Consider the following 20,148-nt stretch of genomic DNA (forward strand, 5'->3'; position numbering starts at 1 on the left):
ATGGGCCGTCCCCGTCCGGGACACCTCGGAGGTGGGGTCCCCGAGGTGTCCTCGCTGGTCTCCTTCGTGCAGGGCGCCCGCGCCGTGCGACGTGCCTGCCCGCTTACCCTGCTGATGACCGCTTTCCTCCTCCTCGTCGCGCCGGACGCGCGCGCCGAGCCCTACGATGTCGAGCTCTCCATCGACGACGAGACGGACCTCCGCGTGCTGTACGAGGACGGTGTCCTCTCGGAAGAGGAATTCGAGACGCTGCGGGAGTTGCTGCGCACCGGCGTGGAGCCGCGCACCGCCTCGCGTGAGGTGCTGTACGCGCTGCCGGGCCTCACGTGGGCACAGGTGGACGCGCTCCTCGCGTACCGGGAGCGGGTGGGGGGCTCCTTCGCGCCGGAGGAGTTGGTGGAGGCCGGGGTGCTCACCGCGGAGGAGCTCCGCCGGTTGCGGCCCTTCCTCGCCGGAGAGGAGCGCGGGGAGGGGACGCTCTCCGGCCGCGTGCGCCTGCTGAGCGCGTATGGCGCGGCGGATGCGCTGGTGCCTCCCGTCCTGCTCCAGGCCCGGGTGGACGGGCCGCTGGGGCTGCGGGGCGGGGGCGTTCTCTCGCTCACCCGGCGTCGCCTGGACTCCGTGCGCTACGACTCGCGCCGCCGTGCCCTGGTGGCCGAGCTCCCCAGCGCCGCGCTCCAACTGCCGAAGCTCCATGTGCGGTGGGAGGGCGAGCACGCGTCGGTGCTGGTGGGAACGTACCGGTTGGGTTTCGGGCAGCGGCTCACCCTCGACACCACGGGCCAGCCCGCACCCGACGGTTTCGTCCCCGACGATGGATTCCGCGCGCCCGGTGGCTCCGAGCGGCGCTGCATGTTGACGGGGACGGGGGCCTGCTCGGACGCGAGTGAGCAGGGGCGCGTCACTCCGGACTTCGGGTGGACGGAGGGTTTTCGCGGCGTGGTGGGCACCGTGCACGGGCAGGTGGAGGGCGTGGCGCTGTCGCTCACGGGCTTCGGCTCGTACCAGTCGCGCGACCTCTCCCAGTACGAGCTGTTCGACACGAAGACCCGCGAGGCTCCGGACGTGCTCGCCGTGCTCCCCGGGAAGCAGGTGCCCGGAGCCGCGCGCTTCGTCTCGCGCACCCTGCCAGATGTCTTCCACGAGCTGGCCGGAGGTGGCCACCTCACCGTGGGTTTCTCACCGCGCGCCCGCGTGGGGCTGACGGGCTGGGGCGCCTGGCCCGTGTGGGCGGTGGAGGGCGTGTCGCTCGATTTCAAGGAGAGTGCCCGCTACCCCGGGGGGGGTGCTCCTGGCGCGGTGGGGGTGGACGCCGCGTGGGGTGCCGGTCCGGTGGACCTCTTCTTCGAGGGCGCGCGTGGTTTCTCGGGCCCGCCCGGGGCAGGGGGCGGTTTCGGAGCCGTTCAGCGTTCCGTGCTCGGTGACAGGCGCCGGGAGCTGGAGCTGACGCTGCGCTACTACGGGCGCGGCTTCGACAATCCCTACAGCCGGGCCGTCTCGGGCCCCGATGAGTCCGAGGGCCTGCGCGCGAGCAATGAGATGGGGGCCCGGTTGCGCTACCTCCACCGGACGGCGGACGGGGCGTGGCGCCTGGTGGGGCGGGTGGATGTGTGGACGCAGCCTCCCGGAGGCGAGTCGTCTGGCGTTGCCCACCTGGGGACCTCCGTCCGGGTGGATTCCGTGGGCGTGCCGGAGCTCCAGCCCTCGGTGTGGGTGGAGCATCGCAACAAGGACCTCGGGCGGAACGGGCCCGGGCTGTGCTTCGCGGGAGACGCCACCTGTGCCGGCGAGCAGTATCGCCTCGCGGGCCGGGTGCGGCTCGCGCCCTTCGAGAGTCTGGCGCTGGCCGTGCAGTACCAGCACACGTGGGTGGGCAGTCGTCAGCGCCCCGAGAGCTTTCAGCAGGACGGCCGTGCCCTGTTGGATGTCCTCTTCCGGCCGCTGCCGTCGCTGCGCCTGCACGGACGCGCGAGCTGGCAGGACGAGGACCTCTCGGAGAACACCCGGCTCACGCAGACGCTGCGCACCTCGCTGGAGGTGGCCTGGGCTCTCGAGCGTGGGCCCGGCCTGCGTGCCCGGTACGAGTTCGCGCTGGATTTGAAGGCACCCGTGGGCTCGCGCACTCCTCCCGAGCCCCCTCAACACCTCTTCCGGCTGGAGCTGGAAGGCCGTTTCCCATGGAGTCGACCTTGAAGAGAGTCATACCCCTTCGTTGTCTTGCCTTGCCCCTGGTGCTCGTGAGTGGCGCCTGTGGTCTTTCGCTCGGTGACGTGGAGCCCGCCTGTGAAGGCTGGCGGCCCGGAGACGTCGTCCTCACCGAGCTCCTGCCGGACCCCGAGGGCGCGGACACCGGGCAGGAGTGGATGGAGCTCCACAACCCCGGGCGCTCGGCGGTGGATTTGCGGGGGCTCCTGCTCTACTCGGCGCGTGCGGACGGCTCGCAGGAGCGGGCGTATCTCTTCGAGTCCTCCGTGCCGGTGGATGCGCGGGGATATGTGGTGCTCGGGGACGTGCGCTCGGACTCGCTGCCCGCCCATGTGAGTCATTCGTACGGCGATGTCCTGGGCTCCCTGGGGAACTCGGGCGGGCTCGTGGGTCTGCGTTGTGGAGATGTCGTCGTGGACGAGGTGCGCTACCTGGGGCCGACCCGTCCCGGTGTGGGGCGCATCTACGACGGGAGGCTCGTCCCGGACTCGACGGACAATGATGAGCCGGGCCGGTGGTGTGATGCGCCTCCTGTTCCGGACGGTGGCACCCGGACGAGCCCCGGCGCCGCGAACCCGGCCTGCGCGGAGCCGCTCGGAGGCGCGGATGGTGGAGTGTCCGGCGACGCGGGCGTGTCCTCGAGTACGTGTCTGTCCTCGCGCACGGGGTCGGTCCGGAGCCTGTCTCGTCCGCGTCCGGGTGACGTGCTCCTCACCGAGGTCATGGCCGATCCGAAGGCCGTGGCGGATGTCTCGGGGGAGTGGGTGGAGGTGTATGCCTTTCGCGATGTGGACCTCAATGGCGTGACGCTCGCGAACGAGGGGAGTGGTCGGACCCTGCTCGGTGACTCGAGGTGCCTGGAGGTGAGGGCGGGGACCCATGTGGTGCTCGCGCGGAGCGCCGATTCCGCGGCCAATGGGGGATTGCCTTCCGTGCTGGGGACCTTCTCGTTTGGCTTGAGCAACAGCGAGGGGTTTCATGCGCTCCGGTTGCTCCTGGATGGCACCCTGCTCGACGAGGTGTCCTGGACGAGCGCCGCGACTCCCGGTGTGTCCCGTCAGCTCGACCCGGCTCGCAGGGACCCCACGCGCAACGATGCGGCGGAGAGCTTCTGTCCGACGCCCAGGGACTTTCGTTTCGGCCTGGGAGATTGGGGCACCCCTGGCGCGGAGAACCGTCCATGCGTTCCGTGAGTGGCTGGCGGGTGCTCTTCGTCGCGCTCGGGTGGGTGCTCATCGTCCTGTGCGCGTGCGGCTCGGAGTCCGCCTGTGGCCCGGGCGCCGGCGTGGTGTCGAGGGTCGTGGATGGTGACACCCTCGTGCTCCAGAGCGGTGAGCGCGTGCGCTACCTGCTCGTAGACACTCCGGAGAGCACGGGTGGCAAGCACGAGTGTTTCGGCTCCCAGGCCCGCGACTTCAACCGCTCCCTCGTCGAGGGCCGCCACGTGCGGCTGGAGTACGGCGAGGCGTGTACCGACCGCTATGGGCGGCTGCTCGCGTATGTGAGCGTGGATGGTCGCGAGGTGAATTCCCTGCTCGCTCGGGAGGGATATGCCTGTGTCCTCTACGTGGCTCCGGCGGGTGGCTCCCGGCGCTCCGAGTTCGAGGCGCTCGAGTCCTCCGCCCGGCGCGCCGGCCGCGGAATGTGGGGCGCGTGCTCCTCCGTCCCGTGTGCCCGGTGAGGCGCGCGCTTCGGCATTCGCTTGATCAGTGCTTCACCGGGTAATTGGGAATTACCGTGGAACGACAGGTGACAGACACATGTTCCATTCAGCGATGACCGTGATCGCGCGGGTGCTCATTGGCGTCCTTTCCTTGCGGCTTTGCGCTGCCTGCACCGGGCTCGAGGAGGAGGTGATTCCCGCGGCTCCCGAGGAGGCCGCTCGAACGGAGACGCTGTACGCGGGGCCCGCCATCACGCTGTGCTCCGATGCCTCCCGGACCCCCATCTCTCCGGTTCGCATCGAGATCGACCCGCAGCCCCGGGCCTCCAACTCGACCTGCGCCGCCGATAGTTTGTCTTCGTACCTCTTGAACAGTCCGGGCAAGGTGGTCCCGAACTTCAATGCGACGGGCTCGCAGACGAAGAGCTTCGTCAGCAGTGATTTCAATCAGCACCTGCTCCAGTCCAGGGTCTGCTCGCGTGATGTCGAGGTCACGACCTGGATGACCTACGGACGGCTCTTCCTCCGGCTCACCCCGGATGGAAGCGCCATCTACCTGCGGCATGCCCGGGCGGGAACCGGAAGCCTGGAGGTGGGAATCGTCAAGAACATCGACGGCGCGAAGGGTCTGCCCGAGAAGACCTATCGCTTGAAGGTCATCAGCGACCTCGCCAGCAAGCTGCCGGGATACAGCTCCTCGGACTCCGAGAAGACCTTTACCTTCGGCACGAGCGGCTTCGATATCTACTTGAAGTACAACCAGCAGGAGATCCTGCGGCTCCGGGACTACCGTCACACGCGCTCGGGCAGTGTCGCCTTCAAGGGCATCTTCCCGACGGATGGTCTCTGGAAGACCCGGATCGATCATCTGCAGAGCAGGCCAGGGTGCCGTGAGCACCTCGAATGGTGCCGAGAGCGTCTGGGCCGAGCGGGTCGACGTGGTGATGACGGAAGGGTTGAAGATCTACGTGCAGTGGATGTTCCAGTGGGCCGACTCCAGCGGGGGAGGGTGTATCGATTGCACCGTGGGCAGCCCCATCCTCCTCCATGGCTTCGAGGCGTTCCGGAGTGCGAACGTCCAGTTCATCCGGGCCCGGGGTCTCAACGCGACGTTCGCCTTGAACACCTACATCCAGGGGGATCATCCGTACTTGAGCCAGGGAGGGCGGATCGAGAACCTCACCATGGTTCAGCGCGGGTACATCAACGAGCGCCATGACTCCTTGATGGGGATCAACATCAACGAGAAGAACGCCAACGTGACCGTGGTGGGCGGCTCCTACTCCGCCCCCGATTACTGGCCAGGATCGGATCGTCACGGCGCTCAGGGGCTGAACTCCACCGGGCGCAATACGACCGTCGAGGATTTCTCCGTCACCGGCACGAGCGACTTCTGGGGCAACATCAACATCAGTGACGGCGTGGTCCGGCGGTGCTCCGCCGCGGTCATCAAGGCTCCTCGGATCGAGAACTGAGCCGTGCTGAGCCGTGGCTTGTCCGCGAGGTCCTCGGCACTGCTTCCGAGTGGCTCACGGGGGCGACTACCCTCACCCCCCGCCCTCTCCCAGGGGGAGAGGGGGCATGCGCAACCCTCCTTCCTCCCTGTCCAGGGGGCCTTGCTCTTCTGATATTTATTTTGAGGTCAAAATAGCTTATGCGGACCCCCATGATGCATCGATACCTCGCCCTCCTGTCGCTGCTCCTGCTGGTGGTCCCGTCCACCGGCCTCGCGCTCAACGCGCTCAACGAAGGGCTCGGTGAGCCTCCGCCCGAGGTGGATCGCCGCACACCCTCGGCCACCGTGGCGGGCTTCCTGGAGGCCACGCACGCCCGGGACGTCACGCGCATGCCGCACTACCTGTGGCTGTCCCACCTGCCGAAGGAGAAGCAGCGCGCCGAGGGCGAACGGCTCGCGCTGCGGTTGATGTTCGTGGTGGACCGCGCGCTGTGGTTCGACTTCTCCCGCATCAGCCATGATCCGCAGGGGGACCCGGCGGATGCGCTCTACGACTCGGTCGGGCAGATTCCGCTCGGCCAGGGGCAGCGGGACATCCGGCTGCGCAAGGTGAGCGGGCCCGATGGGGCTTCCCTCTGGGTCTTCAGCGAGGACACGGTGCGCGCCATCGACGCGCTCTTCGCGCAACACGGCTCGCCGATGTTGGAGGTGCTGCCTCCCTTCCTCTTCGCGCGCCCGTTCTGGATCCTGGAGTTGTGGCAGTGGCTGGGGCTCGTGCTGGGAGTGGGCGCGGTGGCGCTGGCGAGCCGGGTGCTGGAGCAGTGGAGCTTGCGCCTGGGCAAGCGCGCCGCGAGCTTCACGAAGTCCGGCTGGGATGATCAGGTGTTCGCGGCCGGCGAGGGCCCGGTGCGCTACGCCCTCTTCTCGGTGCTGGGGGCCCTGGGTTCGCGGGCGTTGCTGCTCCCGCCTCCGGCGCAGCGGTGGGTGGACGTGGTCGCGCACTCGCTGGCCCTGGTGGCGGTGGCGTGGTTCGTCCTGCGCTTCGTCAAGCTGTCCGCCCGCTTCATCGAGCAGAAGGTGGTCAGCGAGTCCGGCGCCGACGTGGGGCGGGTGAGGGGCCTGCGCACCCAGCTCGTGGTGATGCGGCGCATCGTCGAGGCGGCCACCTATGTCATCGCCATCTCCCTGCTGCTGTTGCAGTTCGAGGCGGTGCGCAATGTGGGCGTGTCGTTGCTCGCCTCGGCCGGTATCGCGGGCCTCGTCATCGGCCTCGCGGCGCAGAAGTCCATCTCCACGCTGCTCGGCGGCATCCAGCTCTCCATCACCCAGCCGGTGCGCATCGGCGACACCGTCATCGTGGAGAACGAGTGGGGGTGGATCGAGGAGATCACCCTCACCTATGTGGTCGTGAAGGTGTGGGACCTGCGGCGGCTGGTGGTGCCGATGAGCCACTTCCTCGACAAGCCCTTCCAGAACTGGAGCAAGGTGTCGCCGGAGCTGCTCGGCACCGTGGAGGTGTACGCGGACTACAGGACGAACGTGGACGCGGTGCGGGCCGAGCTCGTGCGCATCCTCCACGACGAGGGCCGCGAGCTGTGGGATGGCAAGGCGCAGGGCGTGCAGGTGACGAATTGCAGCGAGCGGACGATGACGCTGCGCGCACTGGTGAGCGCGTCGGACGCGGGCAAGGCGTTCGACCTGCGCTGCATCGTGCGCGAGAAGCTCATCGCCTTCCTCCAGCAGCAGCCGCAGGGCCTGCCGGTGCTGCGCGCCGAGACCAGTCTCGTCTCGGACGCTGCGGTGTCTGTCGGAAGTCAGGCGCTCGCCGCGTCCACGGGCAGGCCGGGGGAGAACGTGCTGGTCCCGGCCCCTCGGCCCAGGTAGGTGAAGACCCTCACCCCCCGCCCTCTCCCAGAGGGAGAGGGAGCTTCATTGCCTCGACAGCAGGGCGTCGAGCCCTGGCGTCTCCCGGGATAGGGCGGCGAGCTGGGCCTCGGTGAGCCGCAGCTCGCGGAGCTCCTGCTTCAGGTCTCCCCGTAGCAACTCGGGGTAGCTCGCCGCCGCTTCGGATATGTCCTCGCCCTGTGCCCGTGCGCTCGCCAGTGCCTCGCGCAGGTGGAAGGCCATCAGGAAACGGGTGAGCTTCTCCACCCGCTCCTGTTCGAGCCCCAGTTCTCCCCCAAGCCTCCGGGAGAGCTGCCGCGCCGCCTCGTCATCGAGCCGCAGGAGCCGGCCGGTGGAGTCGACGGGCGACGCTCGCGCCTGTCCCTCCGCAGGTGTCGCCGCTCCGGCTCCGGCGGAGCTCGCCTCCAGCGAGGCCAGGCGCGCCTCCAGGCGATACACGTGGACTCCAAGCAGTACGCCCACGGCGAGGAGCGCCACGGACGCCAGCATCCAGATGGAGCGACCCGGGTTCATCCCTGTCTCCGCCTCAGTTACCGGCCAGGAAGTCGATTCGCAGGGACTGGCCCCAGTCTCCACCCGCGCGGCTCGGGTCGGTCCGCGTCACCACCACGTTGAACCCCCTGTTCGTCACGCTCCGGACGGTGACGTTGAACGTGTCCGAGCAGTCCCAGCACTCGCTGCGCGGTGAGGCGAGGACGGTCGGGGGCGACGAGAACGCCATCGGGAACCAGAACGAGTAGGTGTAGTTGCACTTCACGACGGGGTAGCCGCCGCACCGGCCGGGAGGGTTCAGCACGAACGTGCCCATCTGCACCCGCTGGAACGTGGTGCCTCCGCCCACCTGGAGGGCTCCGACGCTCGCCTTTCCGCTGATGGACATCCGGGCATCCTGCGGCGCGCCGTCCTGGTTCTGGATGTAGTGGCCGCTGCCGCCCGGCATATCCGAGCCGGTGAGCGGGCCGCTGGCCCAGCCCGTCCCGGTGCTCCGCAGGACGTTGCCCGCCGCGCCCGGCGAGTCCAGTCCCGTACCGCCGTTCGCGGCCGGCAGGACTCCGCTCACGTCGCTCTCCAGCGCCACGGGCCCCCACGAGGGCGTGTCACCCCCGTGCAGCACCTGCGTCGGGGCGCCCGGCGCGAGCGCGGTCCAGTGCCCGTCATGCGAGTACAGCAGCTGTCCTTCCCCGTCCGGAAGCGGTGGCAGCCTCACGTCGGAGCCCTCCGTCACCGTGCCCGGGCCCTTTCCGAACACCACTTCGAAGGTGGCCGGGCTCAGGCCGTCATAGCTGCCGCCCTGGAGCCCCGTTCCCGCCGTCAGCGGCGAGGGCGAGGTGGGCGCCCACTGGCTTCCATCGAAGCGGAGTTGCTGCCCGGGGGCCGGCGCGAGCTCGGACACGGGGACGTTCTGGAGGCCCACCACCCGCGTGCCCTCTTGTGGCCCCGTCACGTCACCGCGCAGCTCACCCGAGAAGCGCATCGCCTCCTCCGCGTACCGGGCCCAGGCCGCGCTCGCCACCGGCATGAAGCGCTGGTCCGTGAGCAGCACGTAGTCGCCCCGCTTGTGTGCGTAGAGCACGACCCGGACGTCCGGCGCCGTCAGGACGTTGTGCTCGCTCGGGGTGAGGTAGCGCTGCTGGAAGTCCTCGGAGACGTCGTTGCCATCGGCGTAGACGAGCACCTCGCCGTCGAAGGAGTGGGTCGCGTAGAAGCGGCCGATCTCCGAGTACAGCAGCGTGCCCGAGGAGTCGTCGCCCACCGTGCCGCCACTGCGCCAGTCGAGCCGGCCCTCGAACCAGCCGAAGAGGCTCTGGCAATCACGAATCGATGTCGCGCTCGTCTGACTGACGTCCCTGAGCTCGCATTGGATGCGGATGCTGACCGCGCGCGGGCTGGTCTGCGCTCGGGCCGGAAGGGGAAGGGCCAACAACAACATATACAGAAGGAAAAGAATTCGTTTCGGGGGCATGACGTCTCCGCCTTGGGGAGCCCGCCTGGGACGGCTCGGGCCGCGCGAAGGTGGAGACCGTGCAATACCCCGGCAAGCGTGCATTCCCCGAGGAACCCTCCCGGGTTTACAGAACATGACCCTCGAGGACCGGAGATGTTGCGGGGTGTCGTCCCCCGTGTAGAGGAATCGGACGCGAGGGCAATCCGCGAGGAGGGCGTCAGGTGTTCGAGTTCGAAGGAGTCTCCAAGCGCTTCGGTGTCACGTGGGCGCTCCATCCGCTCGACCTGCGTCTGCCCGAGGCTCGCACCACCGTCCTCCTCGGCCCGAGCGGTTGCGGCAAGTCCACGCTGCTGCGCCTGATGAACGGTTTGCTCCGGCCCGACACCGGTCGCGTCCTCTTCCGGGGTCAGCCCCTGCGCGACGAGGACCTGCTCACCGTCCGGCAGCACATGGGTTATGCCCTCCAGGGCGGTGGGCTCTTCCCGCACCTCACCGCCCGGGGCAATGCCACCCTCATGGCCCGCTACCTGGATTGGCCCGCGGACCGGGTCCACGCCCGGCTGCGCGAGCTCGTCGAGCTCACCCGGTTTCCCCCGGACGCCCTCGAGCGCTACCCCGGCCAGCTCTCCGGGGGCCAGCGCCAGCGCGTTGGTTTGATGCGCGCGCTGATGCTCGACCCGGATGTGCTCCTGCTCGACGAGCCGCTCGGCGCGTTGGACCCCATGGTCCGCTACGAGCTCCAGGGCGACCTGCGCGACATCTTCGCCCGGCTCGGCAAGACGGTGGTGCTCGTCACCCACGACCTGGCCGAGGGCGCCTTCCTCGGTGACCACGTGGTGCTGATGCGCGAGGGCCGCATCGTCCAGCAGGGCCCGCTCGCCGAGCTGGAGCGCGCTCCCGCGGAGCCCTTCGTCACCCGCTTCTTCCAGGCCCAGCGTCTGCCCCTCGAGGGGCGCCCGTCATGAGGGGGCTCGGTGTCTGTCTGGTGGTCGTGCTCGCCGCGTGCTCCGGTGTGTCCTCGGAGGGCCCTGGCGTGCGCGTGGGCTCCAAGAAGTTCACCGAGTCCGTCATCCTCGGAGACATGGTGACGCAGCTCGCCCGGAGCACCGGCGCGCGGGCCGAGCACCGGCGCGAGCTCGGGGGCACCCAGGTGCTCTGGCAGGCGCTGCGGCGCGGGGAGATCGACGTCTACCCCGAGTACACCGGCACGCTGCGCCAGGAGATCTTCGCCGGCCGTCCGCTGCCCGATGACGAGGCCCTGCGCCAGGCGCTCGCCGCCGAGGGTCTGCGCATGAGCGCGCCCCTGGGCTTCAATGACACCTATGCCCTGGGCATGAAGGAGGCCGAGGCCGAGCGGCTGGGCATTCGCACCCTCTCGGACCTGCGTAAGCACCCGGAGCTGCGCTTCGGCTTCAGCAACGAGTTCATGGACCGGGCCGACGGCTGGCCCTCCCTGCGCGCGCGTTATGCGTTGCCGCAGCGGGAGGTGCGCGGGCTCGATCACGACCTGGCCTACCGGGGCCTGGAGAGCGGCGCCATCCAGGTGACCGACCTGTACTCCACCGACGCGGAGATCGCCTACTACCACCTGCGCGTCCTTGAGGATGACCTCCGGCACTTCCCCGCGTATGACGCCGTGCTCCTCTACCGTGCCGATCTGGAGGGGCGTGCTCCCGAGGCCGTTGCGGCGTTCGGGCGGCTCGCGGGCCGCATCTCCGAGCCCGAGATGGTGGAGCTCAACGCCCGGGCGAAGTTGCAGCGCGTCCCCGAGCGTCAGGTCGCGGCCACGTTCCTGGAGCGCGAGCTGGGCCTCACGGTGACGGTGCGCGGCGACAGTGTCCTCGCGAATCTGTGGCGCCACACGCGCGAGCACCTGTTCCTCGTGGGCCTGTCGTTGCTCGCGGCCATCGGGGTCGCGGTGCCCCTGGGCGTGCTGGTGGCCCGCAGGCCGAGGTGGGGCAAGGGCGTGCTCGCGCTCGCCGGTATCATCCAGACGGTGCCCTCGCTGGCGCTGCTGGTGTTCATGATTCCGCTACTGGGCATCGGCTCGCGGCCCGCCATCGTGGCGCTGTTCCTCTACAGCCTGCTGCCCATCATCCGGAACACCGCCGCGGGGCTCTCGGGGATTCCTCCGGAGGTACGTGAGTCCGCTGAAGCGCTGGGGCTGCCCCCCGGCGCTCGCCTGCGTCTGGTGGAGCTGCCCATGGCCGCTCCGTCCATCCTCGCCGGCATCCAGACGTCCGCCGTCATCAACGTGGGCACCGCCACCCTGGGGGCCCTCATCGGCGCCGGAGGTTATGGACAGCCCATCCTCACCGGCATCCGGCTGGATGACACCGCGCTCATCCTCCAGGGCGCTGTGCCCGCGGCGGTGCTCGCGTTGCTCGTCAGTGGGTTGTTCGAGCTCGTCGAGCGGCTCGTGGTTCCCCGGGGTCTACGGCTTTAGTGGAACACGCGGGTGACGACCCTCACCCCCCGCCCTCTCCCAGAGGGAGAGGGGGCATCGCTGGACGGTCCTCGGTGGCCATGTTACGCCGCGCTGGCCCTGGACGGGCCAAACCCAAAGGAAAGTCATATGCGCAAGGCCATGTTCGTGGCTGTTGGTGTCGTGTCTCTTGCCTCGACGATGTGGAGCTGTGCCGATAACGCCCAGGCGGAGGAGTCCTGGACGTTGACCACCATCGCCGACGCCCGCAGCGGAATCGCCTCGCCGGTGGACCTGGGGGCCCCCGGTGACTCGCCGGGCGATATGTTTGTGTTTGATCAGCCGCTGTTGAACGCAGCCAGGGAGAATATTGGTTCGAACAGTGGCTTCTGCATCCGCACGCTGCCCGGCCAGTTCAGTGAGTGCCAGTGGACGCTCACGATGGCCGATGGATCCATCACCGTCGCGGGCCGGGAGGCCGAGAGCGGCCCCTCCTCGATTCCCATCGTCGGCGGCACGGGCGCCTATGAGGGGGCGAGCGGTGTGCTGCTCACCACCCCCAACGGAGACAGGACGTTCACCCAGGTGCTCACGTTCCTGAAGCCGAAGCGGTAGGTTTCCCGGGGCTCTCGCGTGGCCCTTTTCAGCGGGTTCCACGCGCCAACCTCGGATGTCGGACCCACCTGTCCCGGGCCGGAAGCCATCGGCTTGGGGCGGCTCACCCGGGGCGGCTCAGAAGGTGAGGTGGAAGCTGGACGTGCCCAGCGACGCGTCGTGGCGCACCAGGTCCATCTGGATGCCGGACACGCCGGCGGCCTGGAAGGCGGTGGTGAGCGCGCCTCGGGTGAACTGGGGCGGCTCGACGTGGACCCCCGACGACAGGAAGAACTCGGGGAGCGGCCGGAGGGTGAGCTCCCAGCGGCTCTTCCCGGGCAGCTCGTGCACGGAGGCACCCAGGTAGTTGTTCAGCATCCGCAGTTGGTTGGGCAGCCGGTGCATCGTGCGTTCCGGGCCCACCGCCCGGGCGCGGGCGTTCATCACCTCGCCCATGCGGGACCGGAGGATCCGCGCCATGAACCGCCGTCCGAGCGCGAACTCCGCGCCAGGCGAGGACAGGTGCGAGTAGAGCGCGCCGGAGAGGACGTGGATGGCACCCACCCACGCGGCGCTCGGGTAGATCGCGTGGGGCTCCCGCGATGAGAGCCCCAGCCCGGCGAGCGCCTCGCTCGCCCTCGGATGGAGCAGCTCCATGTCGGTCAGCAACAGCTCCATCACGTGGCCGAAGACGACGGGCTCGCGGCGGAGGGAGTAGGGGGAGGGCGTCCAGGTGCTCGAGCGGGGCTGTTCCATGCCCGCCATGACACACCTGCTCTTTTTCCGCTCTTTTGCCGCTACATTAAGAATTGTTGAGAGAACGGGGAGGGGAGCGGTACCTGGGATTGCGGCCCTGGTATGGTAGTCGGGTTATGGACACTCCCCCGTCCCGCCTTGCTCGTTGGCTGTCCTTTCCCCGCGTCCTCTGGGTCTCCCTGGGCGCCGCGCTGGCGTTCTGCCTGCTGGTGCTGAGGGCGGGCTTCATGCCCGACGACTTCGTCTACCTGGGCATCCTCGGGAAGGTGCCGCCGCCGGCGCCGCTCGCCAACTCGGCCTTCGATCTGTACCGCATCGCCGCGGGGGATGCCGCCGCGCAACATGCGCTCATGGAGAAGGGGGTCTTCCCCTGGTGGGTGTTGCCCGAGCTCAAGGTCGCCTTCTGGCGGCCGCTCTCCAGCGCGCTCTTCGCGATGGACTACTCGCTCTTCGGCACCCGGGCACTGGGCTACCACGTGCACTCGGTGCTCTGGTACCTGGGCCTGGTGGCGCTGGCCGGCGCGCTGATGCGGCGCGTGCTGCCCGGGGCCCTGGGCGCGCTCGCGCTGCTGCTCTTCGCCATCGACGACTCGCACGCCGCCACCGTGGGGTGGTTGGCCAACCGCAGCGCGGTGGTCTCCATGCTCTTCTCCTTGGTGGGCCTGTGCCTGCACCTGGAGTGGCGCGAGAAGGGCCGCACCTGGGCGCTGCCCCTCTCGGTGCTCTCCCTGGTGGTGGCGCTCGCGGGCGGCGAGACGGCGTTGATCGTCCTCGGCTATCTGGTCGCCTATGAGTTGCTGGGGGCCCCGGGCCGGCCCGCCGAGCGGCTCCGCGCGCTCGTCCCCACGGGCCTGGTGCTGCTCGTCTACATGGGGGTGCACCAGAAGCTGAACTACGGTGCCTCGGGCTCGGACATGTACCTGGATCCGCTGGACAGCCCCCTCTACTGGCTGAAGACGGCGCTCATCCGGGTGCCCATCAACCTGGGCGGCATCCTGCTCAACGCCCCCGTGGACTTCGCGGGCGAGGCCCGTCTCGAGGGCATCATGCTGGGCGTGGGGCTCGCCGCCCTGGTGGTGGTGGGGCTGTTGCTGCGCGCCTGCTGGACCGGCCTGGAGGACGCGGAGCGCCGTCACGTCCGCTGGCTGCTGGTGGGCGCCTTCCTCTCCACGTGGTTCGCGGCCTCCACCTTCCCCTCCTCGCGCACGCTGTTCGTGCCGAGCCTGGGTGGCGCGGTCGCCGTCGCCGTGGTGCTGCACCACGCCTGGCGCCGGCGCGAGCGCTCCTGGCGCGGGAAGGCCGTGGTCGCCGGCGCCGGTGCCCTGGTGCTGCTCCACGTGGTCGCCGCGCCCTACGTCTGGTGGAGCACCATCAACCTGTTCTCCACCGTCTCCGCCAGCAATGATCGGCTCCAGCTGCGCTTCCAGGAGCAGTTCGACATGGCGCGCCTCCCCGAGCAGCGCGTGGTGGTGCTCAACGCGCCGAACGCCATGGTGGGCATCTACACCTCGGTGCAGTGGTGGGCGACCGGCAAGGTGCTCCCGCGCGCCTGGTGGACGCTCTCCTACGCCTCGGGCGAGCACCACATCACCCGCACCGGTCCGTCCACGCTCGAGGTGGCGCTGGAGCACGGCCGCTTCCTCACCACCATCGGCGAGCGCATCCACCGCTCCAGCCGCTTCCCCCTGGCCGCCGGGCACGAGGTCTCCATGGAGGGCTTGAGGGTGAAGGTGCTGGAGGCGGACACCGGAGGGCCCCGGAAGCTGTCCTTCACCTTCGACGTGCCCCTGGAGGACCCCTCGCTCGTGCTGCTCCACTTCAAGGATCGCAAGCTGCAGCGCTTCACGCCTCCGCCCCAGGGCGACGCGGTGTCGTTCTCGTTCCTGTAGTGGCTCGCACGAGGAGGGGAGAGGGATGACCCGGATGCGCCAGGAGCTTCGCCGTGCCGCCGACGTGCTGCGTTCCGCCCAGGCCCTCCTCATCGGAGCGGGGGCCGGCATGGGCGTGGACTCGGGCCTGCCCGACTTCCGTGGCAACGAGGGCTTCTGGCGCGCCTACCCCGCCTACGGGAAGCTCGGGCTCGATTTCTCCTCCCTGGCCAACCCCCAGTGGTTCGAGAGGGAGCCCGAGCTCGCCTGGGGGTTCTACGGCCATCGGCTCGGGCTGTACCGCGCGACGGCTCCCCACCCGGGCTTCGCGCTGCTGCGCTCCTGGGGCTCGCGCATGAAGCACGGCGCCTCCGTCTTCACCTCCAACGTCGACGGCCACTTCCAGAAGGCCGGGTTCCCGGAGGAGCGTCTCTTCGAAATCCACGGCTCCATCCACTTCGTGCAGTGTCTCGGCTCCTGCACGGACGTCGTTTCCGCCGATGCGTACTCCGTGGACGTGGACCCGGAGACCTTTCGCGCCAGGCCGCCGCTTCCCGTCTGCTCCCGCTGCGGCTCGCTCGTGCGGCCCAACATCCTCATGTTCAACGACTGGGATTGGAACGACTCGCGCAGCCAGGCTCAGGAGCGGCGCCTCACGCGGTGGTTGGACGCGGTGGCGCCTGGCACGCTGGCCGTCGTCGAGTGCGGCGCGGGCACCGCCATCCCTTCCGTGCGGCGTTTCTGTGAGCGCATGGCCGCGAGCCGGGGCACGTTGATTCGCATCAACGTGCGCGAGCCCCAGGTTCCTACCGGCGGCATCAGTTTGCCCCTGCGGGCGCTGGAGGCTCTGCGGGGCATCGATGAGGAACTGGCCCGGGGGTGAAGCCGGGGAACCGGATACCCTCACCCCGACCCTCTCCCGGGGGGAGAGGGAGTTTTCAGGACAGGGAGAGCTCGGACTTCAGTTTTACGTCCGTTCTCGGTGCTCCCAGGGCGAGGCTCGCCGCGCTCAGCCTCACCAGGACGATCCACACCGCGTCCGCCAACAGCAGGTGCACCAGCTGCATCCACACCGGCGCCAGCAGCGCCACGTTCACCATCCCCGCCACCAGTTGCAGCGCGTACAGCATGCCCAGCTGCATCGCCGACCTCCTCACCGCTGGCGACGGACGCTGCCTCGCCACCATCCCCGCCGAGAACACCACCAGCGCTCCCACCAGCACCGCCAGCACCGGGTGCAGTATCCGCAGCCGCAGCAGGATGTGCGCCGTGGGGGATACGTCCTGTCTCAGTCCCTCCGCCAGGCTCGTGGCCGGGTAGAGCGTGTCGCCCAGCGCGGCGATGGCCCCGCTCACCCCCAACGTCAGCAGCCCCACCACGCTCCCCACCACCAGCCAGCCCGTCAGCCCCTGCCGCCGCCACGTCAGCCGCTCCCCGCCTCCCGCCCACCAGCACGTCAGCGTCATCGCGCCCACCAGCAGGAACGTGTTGATGAGGTGCGCCCCCATCCACCAGGCCCGCGCGATGGACTCGTTGTCCGCCACCATCTTGAAGAGCACCAGCCCCGCGCCCAGCGCCGCCTCCGTCACCATGAAGACGAGCGAGAGTACCGCCCCCGTGCGCACCGGGTGCCCCTTCGCGTGGGCCTTCAGCCCCCACACACACAGCACCACCGCGAACACCATCACCAGCCCGCTCGTCAGCCGGTGCGTGTACTCGATGAGCGTCTGCACGCTCGGCGCGCGCGGCACCACCTCGCCATTGCACACCGGCCAGTGGTCTCCGCACCCCGCTCCCGAGCCCGTGGCTCGCACGTACGCGCCCCACAGCACCACCAGCAGCGAGAAGGCGAGGGTGAACCAGCTGAAGACGCGGTAGGCACGGGAGGAGGCGGAAGGACTCATCGGATGGCTCCCTCCCTAACCTACTTCGACCCCGCCCGCCCCCCTGGTCCGACCTGCCCGCCTGCTCCTCCAACATCCATATCCACCTGGGTGTCCAGGAACCCCCCCCTGCTTCCGTTGGATGCGCCGTTGGATATGCCCGCCTGCTTTCGGATGGCCCTGGATGATTTCCAATTGGCCGTCCAAGGTCCGCTGACGTTGGCACGCCACCTGCTATGTGTTCTCCCGGTAACGCTTTCCAGTTCGGGTGCCTCGGTGCCCGGAGCGCTGTGAGGGTCGGGGGCCCCCCCACCTCGGCCCGCGCGCGCATTTTTTCGCAGGTGTAGTCCACGCACCGCGGGTCGGGTTCGCCCCCTGTCCTGGCCCGCGGTGCTCTTTTCTCGCGGAGGCTCGCGGCTCCGGGCTCAGCCCGTGATGCGCAGCCTGTCCGTCCCCAGCACCGCTGGCAGTGGCCCGAAGGCGAGCGAGCGCTCGATGACGTTGCGCAGCTCGCGCACGTTGCCCGGCCAGGGGTGTGCCACCAGCGCCGCCATCGCGTCCGGCCCCAGCGTCGGAGGCTCCTGCCCCTCCGGGGTGAGCTGGGCGATGAAGTGACGCGCCAGGGCGAGGATGTCCTCGCGCCGCTCGCGCAGCGGGGGGACGCGCACGGGCACCACCTGCAGCCGGTAGTAGAGGTCCTCGCGGAAGCGGCCCTCGCGCACCAGCCGCCCCAGGTCCCGGTGCGTGGCGGCGATGACGCGCACGTCCACCTGCACCGGCCGCGTCTCGCCCAGGGGGAAGATCTCCCCGTTCTCCAGGAAGCGCAGCAGCTTGGGCTGCACCTCGAGCGGCAGCTCGCCAATCTCGTCCAGGAAGAGCGTGCCCCCGTGGGCGGCGCGGATGACACCCGGGTGGTCCGTGGCCGCGCCCGTGTAGGCACCGCGCCGGTAGCCGAAGAGCTGGCCCTCGAAGAGCTCGCGCGGGACCGCGGCGCAGTTGAAGGCCACATAGGGCCGCGCGGACCGCGCCGACAGCTGGTGGAGGCCGCGCGCCACCACCTCCTTGCCGCTGCCGGACTCGCCGGTGACGATGACGGTGGCTCTCGAGCCGCTCAGCCCCGCCAGCTCCGCCTTCAACCGCCGCATGGCGGGCGAGGCGGCGATGAAGCCGGGCAGCTCCGGGGCTCCGCTCTCGGGCTCGCGCAGGGGGGGCTCCGCCTGGGCGAAGCCGCGCAGCACGGACACCTCCAGGGCGAAGCCGGCCAGGCGCGCCAACGCGGTGAGCAGCGCCCGTCCGTCGGCGGGCAGGGGGCCGGCCACGCCCACGCGCAACCGGCGGCCATACCCATCGCTGAGCTCCACCCACTCGCTCGCGGGCACATCGGTCTGGCCCAGCAGCGGTGTGGCCCGGTCCTGCGAGTCCAGCTCCTCCATGCGGGGGGCGCAGCCGGGGAAGAGCCCCTCCAGCACCGCCACCAGCTCGCGCTGGATGAGGGACGCGCCCATGCCGCGCACGGCGAGCCGCTCGAAGGGCACCATCAGCGACTCGGCTCCCAGCCGGGGGGCCGCGTCGGTGGGAGGCGCCTCCTGTGCGAGGAGGGGACCCGGGCTGAAGTCCGGGGGCGCGGTGATGCCATGGCGGCGCAGCTCCTCCTCGCTCTGGAGGAGCGCGGACTCGGAGCCCGGCTCGCCCGCGGCATGCGCCACCCGGAGGAGCGTCCGGCGGGTGAGGGCCATCTCGGGGATGTCTCCCGCCAGGGTGAAGGTGGCCAGCGAGGCCTCCAGCTTCTCGCGAGCCTCGCGCGAGCGGCCCTCGCGTGCGAGCAGCCACCCCTCGTGGCGGTGGAGCAGGGCGGTGCTCCAGGCGGAGGGGAACTGCTCCACCGTGGCCCGGGCCCGGCGCAGGGCCGCGCGGGCCTCCGGGAACTGGTTGGCGGCGGCGCGCGCCCCCACCTCGGCGATGATGCTGTCGCGCCGCAGGTAGGGCCAGCCGCCCAGCTCCAGGACGCGGGCATGGGCCGCGGCGAAGCCGTCCGCGGAGCGCTGCGCGTTGCCCTCGACCCAGTCCGCCAGCGCCTCCACCCAGAGTCCATAGGCGTGGGTGAGGGGCTGCTGGATGGAGCCGGAATAGCTCGAGAGCCGGACCGCCAGCCGGCGCATGTCCGCGTAGCGGCCCGTGAGATAGAAGAAGCGGGCGCGCTGCACCACCAGGGGGTGCGGTGTCCAGGCCAGGTCCTCCACCACGGCGTCCCCCTGGTTCAGCACCGCCTCGGCCTCGGCGAAGCGGGCCAGCCGCAGCAGGGCGTCCGCCTCCGCGCGCGCGGCGAAGATGAAGGAGAAGCCCCGCCCCAGCCGTCCATCCCAGGCCACCTCGCGGGCGCGACGCACCAGCGCGAGCGCCTCGTCGGGCTCGCACGCCTCGTCCAGCCGGCGCTGCGCGAGGAAGGCGAGGCTGCGCGCCTCGAGCAGGCCATAACCCAGGCGCGCCGCGCCCTGCGACAGCTCCCGGAAGCGCCGGGTGGCCAGCGAGACCTCGCCCCGGATGGCGGCCTCGTGCGCGATTCCATGCGTGGCCATCAGCCGCATGGTGGGATCGGTCACCCCGGTGAGCACTTCCTCCAACCGCCCGAACTGGCGGGAGATGAGCTCGGGCGCGCCCAGGTAGAAGGCCGCGGCGACCTCCGCCATGCGCAGCAGACAGCGCACCTCCGCGCTCGTGATGTTGCCGGAGCGCAGCAGGGCCTCCGCGCGCGCCACGTGCACGTTCACCTTGCCCGCGTCGAAGATGCGGCCGTCCGGCGAGGCGAAGAGGTTGGCGGCCTGCGCGTGCACGTGCACCTCGATGGATTCGGGCAGCAGGCCCGCGTCGGCCTCGGCCAGGTGGGGCAGCAGCACGGTGAAGGCGCGCCGCACGTCCTCGAAGCCCCAGCGGTACACGTAGGCCAGGCCCGCCGCGGCCATGGCGCGCGCGCCCGTGGAGCGCAGCTCCCCCGAGGCCAGCATCGCCAGCAGGACGTTCTCCGCCGAGCGCCAATCGGCCCGCTGGAAGAACTTCAGACACGGTGCCAGCCGGGCTCGCTCCTCGGGCGACATCTCCTGCTGGCGCACGCTCCCGGCCAGCCGGGGAGGAGGGGGCGGGGCCGGCTGGCCCCCCTCGGCGAGCTCACGCAGCACCTGCGCCACGCGTCCCCTCGGCCGGCGGGCCTGGGGCGCGGCTTCTGGTAGCTCCCACCGGTACACCGTGAGCGGCGTCACCCCGAGCTGTCGGGCGAAGGCCGCCCGGCTCAGTCCCCCTCTCAGTGCGCGAATCGCCTCGGGCCCGACCCCTTGTGCTTCGTTCCTCGACACCACTGTCCCCTTACGGCCCCCCGCCCGCTCCCGCTTCTTCGATCATTCGATGAGGAAGGGCAAATCCCGTGGGCCTTGCGAACAGGCGAGCGCGCCACCTC

Annotated in this window: 15 protein-coding genes; 10 read left to right on the plus strand and 5 right to left on the minus strand. The window is 70.1% G+C overall.

What is annotated here, in order from left to right; translation table 11 throughout:
• Positions 1-45: 45 nt before the first annotated feature.
• The 5 genes from JQX13_RS19825 (at position 46) to JQX13_RS19845 (ending at position 7,208) form a co-directional block, all read left to right on the plus strand.
• Complete coding sequence (locus JQX13_RS19825; RefSeq protein ID WP_239014914.1) at positions 46-2,193, plus strand: helix-hairpin-helix domain-containing protein; 2,148 nt, start codon at positions 46-48, stop codon at positions 2,191-2,193.
• Positions 2,190-3,398, plus strand: coding sequence for a lamin tail domain-containing protein (locus JQX13_RS19830; protein WP_239014916.1), 1,209 nt, complete (start codon positions 2,190-2,192; stop codon positions 3,396-3,398). The genes JQX13_RS19825 and JQX13_RS19830 overlap by 4 nt, the downstream gene beginning before the upstream one ends.
• Positions 3,386-3,886, plus strand: a complete 501-nt coding sequence (locus JQX13_RS19835) for a thermonuclease family protein (protein ID WP_203410524.1) — start codon at positions 3,386-3,388, stop codon at positions 3,884-3,886. The genes JQX13_RS19830 and JQX13_RS19835 overlap by 13 nt, the downstream gene beginning before the upstream one ends.
• A gap of 872 nt (positions 3,887-4,758) precedes the next feature.
• Positions 4,759-5,343, plus strand: coding sequence for a hypothetical protein (locus JQX13_RS19840; protein WP_203410525.1), 585 nt, complete (start codon positions 4,759-4,761; stop codon positions 5,341-5,343).
• Between the two features lie 191 nt (positions 5,344-5,534).
• The gene (locus JQX13_RS19845; RefSeq protein ID WP_239014918.1) at positions 5,535-7,208 is read left to right on the plus strand and encodes a mechanosensitive ion channel family protein; all 1,674 of its coding nucleotides are present in this window, start codon (positions 5,535-5,537) and stop codon (positions 7,206-7,208) included.
• A gap of 45 nt (positions 7,209-7,253) precedes the next feature.
• Here the strand turns inward: JQX13_RS19845 and JQX13_RS19850 are convergent, their stop codons facing one another.
• Both JQX13_RS19850 and JQX13_RS19855 read right to left on the minus strand, forming a co-directional pair.
• On the minus strand, positions 7,254-7,742 hold the full coding sequence (locus tag JQX13_RS19850; protein WP_203410526.1) for a hypothetical protein: 489 nt from the start codon (positions 7,740-7,742) through the stop codon (positions 7,254-7,256).
• Between the two features lie 13 nt (positions 7,743-7,755).
• Entirely contained in the window at positions 7,756-9,150 is a 1,395-nt protein-coding gene (locus tag JQX13_RS19855) for an H-type lectin domain-containing protein (protein ID WP_203410527.1), read from the minus strand.
• A gap of 245 nt (positions 9,151-9,395) precedes the next feature.
• Between JQX13_RS19855 and JQX13_RS19860 the strand changes: the two genes are divergently transcribed.
• The 3 genes from JQX13_RS19860 (at position 9,396) to JQX13_RS19870 (ending at position 12,214) form a co-directional block, all read left to right on the plus strand.
• Entirely contained in the window at positions 9,396-10,139 is a 744-nt protein-coding gene (locus tag JQX13_RS19860) for an ATP-binding cassette domain-containing protein (RefSeq protein ID WP_203410528.1), read from the plus strand.
• Positions 10,136-11,620: a glycine betaine ABC transporter substrate-binding protein gene (locus JQX13_RS19865; protein ID WP_203410529.1), complete on the plus strand. Its 1,485-nt coding sequence runs from the start codon at positions 10,136-10,138 to the stop codon at positions 11,618-11,620. The genes JQX13_RS19860 and JQX13_RS19865 overlap by 4 nt, the downstream gene beginning before the upstream one ends.
• Before the next feature lie 129 nt (positions 11,621-11,749).
• Positions 11,750-12,214, plus strand: coding sequence for a dirigent protein (locus tag JQX13_RS19870; RefSeq protein ID WP_239014920.1), 465 nt, complete (start codon positions 11,750-11,752; stop codon positions 12,212-12,214).
• 117 nt (positions 12,215-12,331) lie between these two features.
• Here the strand turns inward: JQX13_RS19870 and JQX13_RS19875 are convergent, their stop codons facing one another.
• Positions 12,332-12,958, minus strand: coding sequence for a DUF2378 family protein (locus tag JQX13_RS19875; RefSeq protein ID WP_203410530.1), 627 nt, complete (start codon positions 12,956-12,958; stop codon positions 12,332-12,334).
• 107 nt (positions 12,959-13,065) lie between these two features.
• Here JQX13_RS19875 and JQX13_RS19880 point away from each other — a divergent pair, with 107 nt between their 5' ends.
• Both JQX13_RS19880 and JQX13_RS19885 read left to right on the plus strand, forming a co-directional pair.
• Positions 13,066-14,838: a hypothetical protein gene (locus JQX13_RS19880; protein ID WP_203410531.1), complete on the plus strand. Its 1,773-nt coding sequence runs from the start codon at positions 13,066-13,068 to the stop codon at positions 14,836-14,838.
• Positions 14,839-14,863: 25 nt separating this feature from the next.
• On the plus strand, positions 14,864-15,700 hold the full coding sequence (locus JQX13_RS19885; RefSeq protein WP_239014922.1) for an SIR2 family NAD-dependent protein deacylase: 837 nt from the start codon (positions 14,864-14,866) through the stop codon (positions 15,698-15,700).
• A 55-nt stretch (positions 15,701-15,755) separates the two neighbouring features.
• Here JQX13_RS19885 and JQX13_RS19890 read toward each other — a convergent pair whose 3' ends face one another.
• Together JQX13_RS19890 and JQX13_RS19895 are read right to left on the minus strand one after the other, a co-directional pair.
• Entirely contained in the window at positions 15,756-16,721 is a 966-nt protein-coding gene (locus JQX13_RS19890) for a COX15/CtaA family protein (protein ID WP_203410532.1), read from the minus strand.
• Between the two features lie 404 nt (positions 16,722-17,125).
• Positions 17,126-20,047 (minus strand): sigma-54-dependent transcriptional regulator, encoded by a 2,922-nt coding sequence (locus JQX13_RS19895; RefSeq protein ID WP_239014924.1) that lies wholly within the window; start codon positions 20,045-20,047, stop codon positions 17,126-17,128.
• Positions 20,048-20,148 lie beyond the last annotated feature (101 nt).

Source organism: Archangium violaceum (assembly GCF_016859125.1).
GTDB lineage: Bacteria > Myxococcota > Myxococcia > Myxococcales > Myxococcaceae > Archangium > Archangium violaceum_A.